The organism is Microcoleus sp. D3_18_C2 (assembly GCF_036702395.1).
In the GTDB taxonomy this organism is placed as follows: Bacteria; Cyanobacteriota; Cyanobacteriia; order Cyanobacteriales; family Microcoleaceae; genus Microcoleus.
Map to the genome: position 1 here is coordinate 44,432 of NZ_JAUBTG010000035.1, position 11,125 is coordinate 55,556.

Consider the following 11,125-nt stretch of genomic DNA (forward strand, 5'->3'; position numbering starts at 1 on the left):
ACTTGTATGATGATTTCTCGAATTCGCCAACATATTTATACTTTCTTGCTGAGTTTTGTTATTTTAGCAGTAATTGCCGCTGGGGCGATCGGCATTAATCCCGCACCTGCTTTCGCTTTGGATCACGACAAAGAAATCCTAGTCGGCGCTGATTTTACTGGTCAAGTTCTGACTGACGACAGCTTTAATAAAGCCAATCTTCGCAACAGCAATTTTACTAATGCAGATTTGCGGGGCGTCAGCTTTTTTGCTGCCAATATGGAAGAAGCAAATTTAGAAGGCGCTAATTTCACAGGTGCGACTTTAGATTTGGCTCGCATGATGAAAGCAAATTTAACTAATGCTATCCTTGAGGGTGCTTTCGCTTACAATACCAGGCTGGAAGGAGCTATTATTGACGGTGCTGATTTTACAGAGACACTGCTGCGAGACGATATGATAGAAAAACTTTGTAAAGTGGCAAAAGGTACTAATCCCGTGACAGGTAGAGATACTCGCGAAACTCTTTTTTGCGACTATTAAAAAGCTAATGCTCGAAAAAACTTACGCAACAGGCACATCGTCGATCGCGAACACTCTCACATGATCAGCTTAAGCATGGGTTGCTCTCAAACTATTTAATTGAACAACTCAAATGTTTAAGTATTACAAGGACTTTAACCAGTTGTGAAAGTTGGTGAACTCTTTTAATCTGTGGCGTAGTTTTTGGCAAGCCCTTGTGCCCTTTACGTAAGCTCTGTATAGTATTAAGCTCTTGTGTTTAAAGGTCAAACTGAATATGCAGACGTTTATCTTCTTCTTACTTGCTGCCCTGGGAGAAATCTCTGGCTGCTATGCCTTTTGGGCGTGGTTGAGACTTGGCAAAAGCATATTTTGGATTATCCCAGGTATCTTAGCCCTGATGAGCTACGCTTTTTTTATCGCCAAGGTAGATACCTCAAATGCTGGTAGGGCATACGCTGCCTACGGCGGGTTTTACATACTCTTATCCCTGTTCTTGTTGTGGCTAGTTGAAGGTGTTAAGCCGGATAAGTGGGACTTGCTTGGCGTTACATTCTCTCTAGTAGGAACAATCGTGATCTTGTTCAGCCCACATCGCCAATAACCAATAACAGACTGACACAGTAATTAAAGACTTAGGGATAAAAAACCTAAATATACGACTTTAATATTAGATTCACGGCTTTAGTCCTTAACTCCTAAAAATTCCCACTCCAAGGCACGGATGTTAAATCGTAAAAATTAACTTGACGCAGCCGTTCTAATTCCTTGAGCCATTCTTGTTCGGCACAGAAGAGTTGATGATATTCTATAGCCTCTTCGCCACTGCTAGCGGCCTTGGCTTTTTCCCACATATTGAGTGCAATTCGGCGGCGCTTCATGCTGATAATTTGCTCGATACAGGCGAGGGCAGATCTAATGACTAGAGGTGCTCGATAAACGTTTCTTTCTGAGAACTCATTTAAGTGAAATAAATGCGAGATTTGATTGAGTTGATTCGGATATTCAATGAAGCTATCTTGCAATTTCAATATTAACTCTGAAGGCGCTACTTGTAAAGACATTTTGTGCAATATTTCTGCATTCACAATCTGGTGCCACAAAAATCTGTGGTGAGAAAGGCTAAACTGCACGTCTCTAGCTTCTATTGCCTCTCTGACATCTTGGCGATATTCGGGACAGTGCAAATAAATCTGCAATAATTGCGCTTCTGCTTCTTCTAAAAGACTGCGGGCTACGGCAGATAAGCTTGATTTTGAGCTTTGGTTTTCGCCGCTTGCACGCTGCTTTTTATATTGTTTGTTCGGCTTCAGCTTGTTTCTAATTAACAGGGGCATTGTCAAAGATTCGTCTTGACTCTGGCGCTTAGCCCAATCGCTGACTACTTGATTGAGCAAGTTTTCAGCAATCATTTTTGTGAGTCTAAAATCTCCTTTGCTGAGAATTTCGGCGCACTTTTGCAGGTAATGTGCTAGCTGATTGTCGTCAGTGATGTTAGTTAATAAATTAATAATTTTTTTTGTGACTTGCTGGGAAGTATCGGCTTGCTTCAAATCTTGATTTACGAGCATTTGTTGCAATTGCCAGTCGAGCCACAATGGAGCATTTTCGAGCAATTCTCGATATTGTTCTGGGGAGTATGTTTTGAGGTATTCGTCGGCATCTTTGCCGTCGGGAATGTTGAGCACCCGCAGTTGGACTTCTCCTTGATAAGCGAGTTTTTCTATTTCCCCAATCGCGCGTTCTGCTGCTTGAGTTCCTGCTTTGTCGGCGTCGAAGTTAAGGATAATTTGTTTGGAGTCAGTGTAGCGCAATAACTGCCGCACTTGGTTTAAACTTAAGGCTGTTCCCAGGGAAGCGACGGCGTTGGAGATGCCGGCTGCTTGAAGTGCGATCGCATCAAAGTACCCCTCTACAACCACTGCGCGATCGGCTTTGCTAATGGCTGTTTTGGCTGTATCTAAGGCGAATAAAGTTTTGCCTTTGTCGAACAGTTCTGTTTCGGGAGAATTGAGGTATTTCGGCTGTTCGTCGCCGAGAGCTCTGCCGCCGAAACCGATGACTCTGCCTTGGGTGTCGCGAATGGGAATCATAATGCGATTGCGGAAGCGATCGTAATAACCGCTGCCGCCATTTTTTCGGGGTACAATTAATCCAGCTTGTTCTACTAATTGCGCGGGATAGTTTTTCTGTTCTACTAAATAACTGTAAAGTGCTTCCCAACCTTGGGGTGCATAACCTAATTGAAATTGTTGGATAGTTTCTTCGCTTAGCTGGCGTTCTGATTTGAGATAAGCTAAGGGTTCTTCTCCTTGGGTTTGCCGCAAAGCGTGTTCGTAAAAGTTGGCTGTTAGTGCTGAGATTTCATAGAGTTGTTCCCGCAGAGAAATTTGCCGCTGCAATTCTTGTCGGTGTTCCGGTTCGACTGTTTTGACGGGGACTTGATAATTTTTAGCTAATTCTAATACTACTTCGCTGAAAGGGCGTTTCTCCAATTCCATGAGAAACTTAAAAGCATTGCCGCCTGCACCGCAGCCGAAACAATAATACATTTGTTTGCCGGGACTGACAGTAAAGCTGGGAGATTTTTCGTCGTGAAAGGGACACAAACCTACGAATTCTTTCCCGCGTTTTCGCAAGACGACGCGACCTGAAATAACGTCTACTATGTCGGCTCTTTGTTTGACTTCTTCGATTGTTTCTGGATGCAGCCGGGGAACTTGCATAGGGCTATTTTAGGCAAATTGAAAGTGTTGGAGAAGGAAAGCACTACACGGATGAGGACACGGATACACGGATGAATTATCTACTCTGAGTGATTTCTCATGAGATTCAAAATCCCAGCCTCCTTAAAAAGGTGAAATAATCAGTGTCAAAGTCAACCCCTACTCCCCTTTTTAAGGGGGATTTAGGGGGATCTCCGGGGATAGAAAACACGCCCTAGGGCATAACTTTATTGTAAGATATTTATACTAACTGTAAGGAGCATCGAAATTAATGCGAATTTTAATGATGGGCGGTACTCGGTTTATTGGGGTTTATCTTACTAAGATTTTAGCAGCACAAGGGCATGAAGTGGTGTTGTTTAACCGGGGCAACAAGCCTGTACCGGTTGCGGGCGTAAAACAGATTCAGGGCGATCGCACAAATGTCGAACAACTAAAAGAAAAGTTATCGACGGTTGAGTTTGACGCGGTTTTTGACAACAACGGCCGCGAACTCAGCGATACAAAGCCTTTAGCTGAAATATTTAAAGGGCGGGTGCAGCACTTTGTTTACATGAGCTCTGCGGGGGTTTATTTGAAGTCGGATCAAATGCCTCATATTGAAGGGGACGCTACCGATCCTAAAAGCCGGCATTTGGGTAAGTGCGAAACCGAAAATTACTTGGCAGAGTCCGGTTTGCCTTGGACTTCGATTCGCCCGACTTACATTTACGGCCCTCAAAATTATAACGATTTAGAGGCTTGGTTTTTCGATCGCATTGTGCGCGATCGACCGATTCCGATTCCCGGTAACGGAATGCACTTCACGCAGTTGGGGCACTGTCAGGATTTGGCTAAAGCAATGGCGGCGGTTTTGGGCAACGAAAGGGCGATCGGGCAAATTTACAACGTTTCGGGCGATCGATTTGTCACCTTTGACGGTTTAGCCCGCGCCTGCATTCAAGCAGCAGGTAAATCCCCTGATGCTATTAAGATTGTACACTACGATCCCAAACAATTTGACTTCGGCAAAAAGAAAGCTTTTCCGATGAGATTGCAGCACTTTTTTGCTTCAGTTAATAAAGCTGTCACCGAGCTTAACTGGCAGCCGGAATTTGACTTAGTTTCTGGCTTAAAAGATTCTTTTCAGAATGATTATGTAGTTTCGGGGCGGGGCAAAGCTGAGATAGATTTTTCAGTTGATGACGAGATTTTGAAAGCCGTTTGAAGTTAAGTTATAGTGGGAGCATCTTAATGTCCGAAAAAATCTAGAACCCCACCCTAACCCTCCCCGCGAGTTCGGGGAGGGAACAAGAAAGAAAGCAAACAGACTGTCACAGTAAGGTTGGCAGCCGTGTTAAGTAAAAATGTCTAAGGAGAAAAATAACATGAGATTTATCAATCCCAAAATTGATTTTGCCTTCAAAAAAATATTTGGCTCCGCCCAGAGTACCGACATTCTGATTAGTTTTTTGAATGCCCTACTCTATGAAGGGCGATCGATAATTGAAAGTTTAGAAATCCTTGACCCTTATCTTGGCCCTCAAATAGCGGGAGTAAAAAACAGCTACTTAGATGTCAAAGCGCTACTTAATGACGGCACATACGTGATTATCGAAATGCAAGTTTTGAAGGTACAGGCCTTTGGCAAGCGAGTTTTGTACAATGCAGCAAAAACCTATGCACTCCAATTAACAAGGGGAGAACTATACAAGCAACTGCGACCTGTGATTGCTTTGACTATCACTGATTTTGAAATGTTTCGCGGCGAGCAAGATGTGATTTCGCATTTTGTCTTCAAAGAAAGAACTCGCCTGTCTGATTATCTACAAAATGATATTGAGTTAGTATTTGTAGAGTTGCCAAAATTTAAGAAAGAATTGGATCGACTGGAAACTCTTACGGACAAGTGGATTTACTTTATCAAAACTACTGGCACTTTGGATGAAGTACCTCAAACAATGGTCACAGTCCCGGAAATTCAGAAAGCTTTTGAAATTGCCAATCAAGTTAGTTTGACACAGGAGGAATTTAACATATTACAACAGCAAGAGTTTTTTGCTCAAGATCAAGAGGGTTCAGTGGCTTTAGGTCGGGAAGAAGGCAGACAAGAAGGCAGACAAGAAGGACAAGTAGGGTTAATTATGCGTTTGCTAAGTCGCCGTTTAGGTCAAATAAACCCGGATATTGAAAGCCGCATTCGCCAATTGCCGATCGACAAATTAGAGAATCTTGCAGAAGCCATGTTAGATTTTTCTAATGCCGAAGATTTAACAGCTTGGTTGGAAGCTAATTCTCCAAAAGACTAGGAATATTAGGTAAATCTCATGCTTGGAATCACACTCAGCAATCGCTACAGTATTATCCGTCACTTGGGAGGCGGCGGATTTGCTCAAACTTATTTAGCTGAAGATAAGCAGCTACCAGGCAATCACCTATGCGTCGTCAAGCAGCTTAAACCTCACGCAACCGATCCGGAAACTCTACAGGTAGCAAGACGTTTATTTGATACTGAAGCACAAGTTTTGTACAAGTTGGGAAATCACGATCGCATTCCCCGACTTTTTGCTTACTTTGAAGAAAATCAAGAATTTTACCTAGTTCAAGAATTTATTGAAGGTCACGATTTAAGCCAAGAAATTATACCCCCCCAAACCCCCCCTTACCAAGGGGGGGCTGGACTTGGCTCCCCCCCTTATCAAGGGGGGGCTGGACTTGGCTCCCCCCCTTACCAAGGGGGGGCTGGGGGGGGTTCCTCTTACCAAGGAGGAACTGCGGGAGTCATGCAGGAAGATGCAGTCATTTGTATATTGCAAGAACTTCTCGAAATTTTAGACTTTGTACACCAGCAAAATGTGATTCACCGCGATGTCAATCCCCGCAATATACTCCGCAGAGATAGAGACGGAAAATTAGTTTTAATTGACTTCGGCGCCGTCAAAGAAATTACTACTCAAATCACCACTCCTCAGCCCAAGAATAGCTTGAGTGTCAGCATCGGTACGCCCGGTTATATGCCCAGCGAACAAGCTCACGGCAACCCGAAACTCAGCAGCGATATCTATGCCGTCGGTGCGATCGCAATTCAGTTCCTCACTGGCATAAATCCTCACCAAATGCCAAAAAACCCCGATACAGAGGAAATTATTTGGCAGGACAAAACATCAGTCAGCCCTGAATTTGCGACTATTTTAGATAAGATGGTAAAGTACGATTTTCGGCAACGTTATTCTAGTGCCGGCGAAACGCTGCAAGCTATTAAAGAATTGAAAAATTCTTTCAGCGGTACAGTTCCTGTATTGCCTCCGGTTGCTGCTGCGAAGGGGCAGCTAAAATCCCGAAAAAAACTGTATTTAAAAATATTGTCGATCGCCAGTTTAATTGGCATCAGTATTATAGCATCTATTTATGGTGTAAATACTTTTAATGCGGCCAATGCAACTGACCTGTACAACCGAGGCAATACTCTTTACAATTTAAGCCGATTTGAAGAAGCTCTGGCCGCTTATGAGCGAGCAATAAATCTCAGGCCTGACTACGCGGAAGTGTGGCAGGAAAAAGCCAAAACTTTATATGAATTGAAAAAATATCGAGAATCGCAGTCAGCTTATGATAAAGCCATAGAATTAAAGCCGGAATACTTGGAAGCTTGGACGGGACGCGGTTATGCTTTGGATAAGTTGCAACAGTCTCAAGAGGCGATCGCATCTTTTGATAACGCTTTGAAAATCCAGCCAGACTATGCCGCAGCGTGGGAAGGCAGAGGCGATGTTCTCTTAGATTCGCAGCGGTACGAAGAGGCGATCACTTCCTACGAAAAAGCTGTAAAATTTCAGCCCAATTTGTACCGTGCCTGGTACAATCGGGGACAAGCTCACCAAAAATTAAAACAGTACGATCGAGCCGTTGAATCATATCAAAAAGCAGTTGAAATCAAATTCGATAATTATGAAGCTTGGTACAATTTAGGCAATGTCTTCCTAGAATTAAACAAAAACCAAGAAGCTTTTGAAGCCTACGAAAAAGCCGTGCGGTTTCAGCCCAAGTTTTATCAAGGGTGGTACAGTAAAGGCATCGCTTTGCTGAAAATGCGGAGGCATGAAGAAGCGGTGGAAGCTTACGAAAAAGCTGTTAAATTAAAACCGGATTATTATCAAGCGTGGTATAATTTAGGTTGGTCTTACCACGAATTACGCAAGTACGAACAAGCAATTGAGTGTTACAGCAGAGCCTTAGATTTAAACCCGAAAGAATATCAAGCGTGGTACAATAGAGGAAATGCTCAGTCCAATTTAAAGCGGTACGAAGATGCGCTAGTATCTTACAATGAAGCTGTGTATGTCAAACCTGACTACTCGGAAGCCTGGTACAGCCGCGGCAATGCACTGGTGGCGGTAAAAAGATACGAAGATGCGATCGCCTCCTATGAAAAAGCTATTCGCTACAAACCCGATTACCGAGCCGCAATGGAAGCAAAAAAGCGGGCAGAAAGTCAGCCCGAAAACAATCAGCCACAGCCAAAACAACAATAATTATTAATTAAATTTAGTCAGAACTTAAGCAATTGTCACAATTAGTAAGGTGCGTCAGATATTTAAACCCTCAATAATCGTTTAAGAAACTCACCTGACGCACCCTACAATGCTATTATTTCTTCTTCCTTGTCAAGAATGATGAATACTAGATAATTCATCCGTGTATCCGTGTTATCATCCGTGTAGTGCCTTCCTTCTTGCTTTCAGCGAACAGCGGGAGAAATTACGGTAACTCGGCGGCTGTCTACTAACATCGGCCAAAAACCTCGATCGCTCAATGCTTTTACAGCAGCAGTAGCGGCGTTTTGATCCGTTGTATAAGCGACGAATAAAAAGGGACGCTGGCCGTAGGAAGCTAAGCCTACTTGCGTGCCTAATGCTTCCCTGACTTGACCTGCTAATTCCGGTTGGTTGAAGTAATCTACTAACACTGCATAACCAGGGCCCAGGGGTTGGGGATTGAAGGCAAGATTGCCACTGGGAGAATTGGTGATTGGTTCTGAACCTGGTGCTGGCTGAGGGTTGTAGACTGGCAAATTTTGGGGTAGTGCCGCTGCGGGCGATCGTACTACGTAAGCTTGCAATCCGACAACATCTTCGATGTATTTAACCCAATCGCTGGCGATTTGCGAGTCGCGAAAGCCACCAACTCGCGTCACCGTGTCATTGATGTACCGACAAACTGTGTTGTTAGTATTTCCAGGGAAAGAGCGTTTTGCTCTTTCTTGCTGTTCGGGTGTTGTGGTGACAATTAACAGTAGATATTCATCGGACTGCGGCGGTTGGCAGCTCGACTGAGCTTTAACAGAACTCGATAAAATTGTCAATACCAAAAGGGCGATCGAAGTAGCAGGAAATAGGGGGAGAGACAAAATAAATTTGTACAATTTACCCCTAATTGTTGTTAGTTGTTTTGTCGGATATTTTGCTCTTTTATTCATGCTGTCTGTAGGGATGCAAGGGCATCAGGAATAGTTGGTGATGGTGCTTGAAATTCACCTGTCAGTACATATTCTAATCGCAGTTTCAACCAGGTGATGAAGACAGGATCGGTAGAAATAATAGCGGCGGCTGGCTGAGGGCATTTTGCTTTAACTTCTGCCATTGTCGGTGCTTCTAGGAAAGCCGGCTGCTTGACCAACCAGAAGTCTATTTGTTTTTCTTGTTCGTTGTAGTTGCGAGTTCTTTCTTTAAACACTTCATCTAGGGCTTCTTCTTCTAGCAAAAAGCGTTGGCTGGCTAAAACGTAGTAGTAGGTTTGCATTTTTGTCGGTTGTTAGAGGTTGACGGTTAGCGGTTAATGTCGCCTGTATCGGCCAGTTTTGCTGGTCAGGGGCGGGTTTGCCGAGTTGCGGCAGTTGGAGAGTTCTAGACTCTTGTGCCGTTTACTTTACCTTATTTGCTGTCATCTTGGGTAGATGCAGAGCAAGTCGCTTCAGAAAAATCTTTGGTGGTGAGTGTTGGGGGAGTTGTGAGAGTTGCGAGAGTGGCTGGTTTTTTGGGGATTTGGGCGATTATTTTTCGGGCTGGTGATTTTCGGGAAAATTTAGGTGACAATAGGAAATTAGATGGAATTGCAGGTTGAATAATTACCAATTATTGAGGCAATCTGGGGGCTGTTAAACCTGATTGGGAGTGGTTTGCATATATAAAAACTTGAGATAGTTTTTGATTGCTAACCCTAAAAAAAGGCTTTCAGGGCGAGCGAACTGCTTGCGGGAAAATCAAAGGTTTGTGACTACTACCTAAAAACAGTCCTGACTATTGTATTAAAAATGTAAAATGTGTGAATTGATTTCCTCTCCCCGGAATAGCGATCGCCCCGCTGTCACTTCCCCCATCCCACCAAAAGCGATCGCCCTCCGCCCCTGCTCAAATAAGCTCAACAAATCAGCTAAATTTGTTGCCCACGTATTGCAGCCAAAGGCTAAACTAATCTAAGCTTTACCATAAAATTTTCTCCCCGTTCATGAACATCGCTTATTTAGTCAACCAATATCCCAAAGTCAGCCACAGCTTTGTCCGCAGAGAAGTGCTAGCCGTTGAAAATTGCGGCATGAAAGTCGCACGATTTTCGATCCGATCCTGCGAGTCTGAACTCGTTGATGAAGCCGACAAACTAGAGCAAGAATCGACTAAAGTAATCTTAGGAGTTGGTTTACAGGGGTTAGCGTGGGGTTTGCTTCGCGTTGCAGCAACTAGACCAATTCGATTCATCGAAGCTGTGCGGTTAATGTTCAAAGTTGGCTGGCACTCGGAACGGGGGATTTTGCTGCATCTAGCTTATTTAGCAGAAGCTTGCATTCTTTTAAATTGGTTTGCAGAATCCGGTACAGCACACGTTCACGCTCACTTCGGGACAAATTCCACAACAGTCGCAATGCTGTGCCGCGTGCTTGGCGGCCCGACTTACAGTTTCACCGTTCACGGGCCTGAAGAATTTGATAAAGCCACACTTCTTTCCTTAGACGAAAAAATTAAACGATCGACCTTTGTAGCAGCAGTTAGTTCCTTCGGTAAAAGTCAGCTTTTTCGGTGGTGCGATCGCACTTTTTGGTCAAAAATTCACGTCATACACTGCGGCGTAGATGCTGCATTTTTAGCTGCACCCTACGTCCCCATACCCGCAGCACCCCGCTTAGCTTGCATTGGCCGGCTCAGCGAACAAAAAGGTCATTTATTATTGCTAGAAGCTGCTAGCAAGTTAGCAGTTCAAGGCTTAGAGTTTAAGTTGGTACTCGTAGGAGACGGGCCGCTGCGATCGGATATTGAACAGCAGATTCAGCAACTTGGTTTGCAAAACCATATAGAAATTACCGGTTGGGCCAGTGGCGATCGAGTTCAGCAAGAGATTTTAGCTTCACGCGCAATGGTATTGCCGAGTTTTGCCGAAGGTTTGCCCGTCGTAATTATGGAAGCCCTCGCTCTCAATCGGCCCGTAATTAGCACCTATGTTGCTGGCATCCCGGAGCTCGTAGAACCCGGTGTTTGCGGTTGGTTAGTTCCTCCCGGTTCCGCAGAAGCATTAGCCGTAGCGATGCGCGCGGTATTGGAAGCACCTCTAGAAAAGCTAGAACAAATGGGGAAAACAGGAGCAGAACGGGTTGCTCAACAACACAATGTTGATTTAGAGGCCAAGAAATTAGTGGCGCTGTTTGAGAGTGCTTGAGAATGGTGCAAAACCTATGGATTAACTGACATTTTGCACCATTATTAATAAGTCTTTCAAGGGCGGGCAGGATGCCCAACCCCTACTCCCCACAGGAAAATTAATTGTTTGTGGAACAGGCATCTTGCCTGTTCCTTGAATTAAGCTGTAATTCTTTGTGGAACAGGCATCTTGCCTGTTCCTTGAATTAAGCTGTAATTCTTTATTGTTTGTGG

General features: G+C 44.1%; 12 protein-coding genes. 8 read left to right on the plus strand and 4 right to left on the minus strand.

What is annotated here, in order from left to right; all coding sequences use genetic code 11:
- Window positions 1-6 precede the first annotated feature (6 nt).
- Window positions 7-522, plus strand: coding sequence for a pentapeptide repeat-containing protein (locus QUA88_RS19655; RefSeq protein WP_333042425.1), 516 nt, complete (start codon window positions 7-9; stop codon window positions 520-522).
- A 256-nt stretch (window positions 523-778) separates the two neighbouring features.
- A complete protein-coding gene (locus tag QUA88_RS19660) occupies window positions 779-1,105 on the plus strand; it encodes a YnfA family protein (protein WP_333273295.1) in 327 nt (108 codons plus the stop codon).
- 94 nt (window positions 1,106-1,199) lie between these two features.
- Here the strand turns inward: QUA88_RS19660 and dnaG are convergent, their stop codons facing one another.
- Window positions 1,200-3,227, minus strand: a complete 2,028-nt coding sequence (dnaG, locus tag QUA88_RS19665) for a DNA primase (protein WP_333273298.1) — start codon at window positions 3,225-3,227, stop codon at window positions 1,200-1,202.
- Between the two features lie 271 nt (window positions 3,228-3,498).
- Between dnaG and QUA88_RS19670 the strand changes: the two genes are divergently transcribed.
- The 3 genes from QUA88_RS19670 to QUA88_RS19680 all read left to right on the plus strand — a co-directional run bounded on the left by QUA88_RS19670 (window position 3,499) and on the right by QUA88_RS19680 (window position 7,738).
- On the plus strand, window positions 3,499-4,434 hold the full coding sequence (locus QUA88_RS19670) for an NAD-dependent epimerase/dehydratase family protein (protein ID WP_333244604.1): 936 nt from the start codon (window positions 3,499-3,501) through the stop codon (window positions 4,432-4,434).
- Window positions 4,435-4,594: 160 nt separating this feature from the next.
- Entirely contained in the window at window positions 4,595-5,515 is a 921-nt protein-coding gene (locus QUA88_RS19675; RefSeq protein WP_333233614.1) for an Rpn family recombination-promoting nuclease/putative transposase, read from the plus strand.
- A gap of 18 nt (window positions 5,516-5,533) precedes the next feature.
- Window positions 5,534-7,738 carry a tetratricopeptide repeat protein gene (locus QUA88_RS19680; protein WP_333273303.1) on the plus strand — a complete coding sequence of 735 codons (2,205 nt, stop codon included), beginning with the start codon at window positions 5,534-5,536 and terminating at the stop codon, window positions 7,736-7,738.
- 206 nt (window positions 7,739-7,944) lie between these two features.
- Here the strand turns inward: QUA88_RS19680 and QUA88_RS19685 are convergent, their stop codons facing one another.
- Both QUA88_RS19685 and QUA88_RS19690 read right to left on the minus strand, forming a co-directional pair.
- Entirely contained in the window at window positions 7,945-8,682 is a 738-nt protein-coding gene (locus QUA88_RS19685; RefSeq protein ID WP_333057193.1) for a hypothetical protein, read from the minus strand.
- Window positions 8,679-9,005 (minus strand): MgPME-cyclase complex family protein, encoded by a 327-nt coding sequence (locus QUA88_RS19690; protein WP_172192102.1) that lies wholly within the window; start codon window positions 9,003-9,005, stop codon window positions 8,679-8,681. Before QUA88_RS19690 ends, QUA88_RS19685 begins: the two co-directional genes overlap by 4 nt.
- Before the next feature lie 114 nt (window positions 9,006-9,119).
- On the opposite strand from QUA88_RS19690, the gene QUA88_RS19695 reads away from it, so the two are divergent.
- From QUA88_RS19695 to QUA88_RS19705, 3 genes are all read left to right on the plus strand, one after another.
- Window positions 9,120-9,326 (plus strand): hypothetical protein, encoded by a 207-nt coding sequence (locus tag QUA88_RS19695; RefSeq protein WP_333057195.1) that lies wholly within the window; start codon window positions 9,120-9,122, stop codon window positions 9,324-9,326.
- Window positions 9,327-9,523: 197 nt separating this feature from the next.
- Window positions 9,524-9,682, plus strand: coding sequence for a hypothetical protein (locus QUA88_RS19700; RefSeq protein ID WP_333207664.1), 159 nt, complete (start codon window positions 9,524-9,526; stop codon window positions 9,680-9,682).
- A 28-nt stretch (window positions 9,683-9,710) separates the two neighbouring features.
- Window positions 9,711-10,910, plus strand: a complete 1,200-nt coding sequence (locus tag QUA88_RS19705; RefSeq protein WP_333260691.1) for a glycosyltransferase — start codon at window positions 9,711-9,713, stop codon at window positions 10,908-10,910.
- Between the two features lie 21 nt (window positions 10,911-10,931).
- On the opposite strand, the gene QUA88_RS19710 is transcribed toward QUA88_RS19705, so the two are convergent.
- A partial coding sequence (locus QUA88_RS19710) for a hypothetical protein (protein WP_333057198.1) occupies window positions 10,932-11,125 on the minus strand: 194 nt, incomplete at its 5' end.

Excerpts from the sequence above, each read along its gene's own strand:
- QUA88_RS19655 (WP_333042425.1), top strand. The coding sequence starts at position 7 with ATGATGATTTCTCGAATTCGCCAACATATTTATACTTTCTTGCTGAGT.
- QUA88_RS19660 (WP_333273295.1), top strand. The coding sequence starts at position 779 with ATGCAGACGTTTATCTTCTTCTTACTTGCTGCCCTGGGAGAAATCTCT.
- dnaG (WP_333273298.1), bottom strand. The coding sequence starts at position 3,227 with ATGCAAGTTCCCCGGCTGCATCCAGAAACAATCGAAGAAGTCAAACAA.
- QUA88_RS19670 (WP_333244604.1), top strand. The coding sequence starts at position 3,499 with ATGCGAATTTTAATGATGGGCGGTACTCGGTTTATTGGGGTTTATCTT.
- QUA88_RS19675 (WP_333233614.1), top strand. The coding sequence starts at position 4,595 with ATGAGATTTATCAATCCCAAAATTGATTTTGCCTTCAAAAAAATATTT.
- QUA88_RS19680 (WP_333273303.1), top strand. The coding sequence starts at position 5,534 with ATGCTTGGAATCACACTCAGCAATCGCTACAGTATTATCCGTCACTTG.
- QUA88_RS19685 (WP_333057193.1), bottom strand. The coding sequence starts at position 8,682 with ATGAATAAAAGAGCAAAATATCCGACAAAACAACTAACAACAATTAGG.
- QUA88_RS19690 (WP_172192102.1), bottom strand. The coding sequence starts at position 9,005 with ATGCAAACCTACTACTACGTTTTAGCCAGCCAACGCTTTTTGCTAGAA.
- QUA88_RS19700 (WP_333207664.1), top strand. The coding sequence starts at position 9,524 with ATGTGTGAATTGATTTCCTCTCCCCGGAATAGCGATCGCCCCGCTGTC.
- QUA88_RS19705 (WP_333260691.1), top strand. The coding sequence starts at position 9,711 with ATGAACATCGCTTATTTAGTCAACCAATATCCCAAAGTCAGCCACAGC.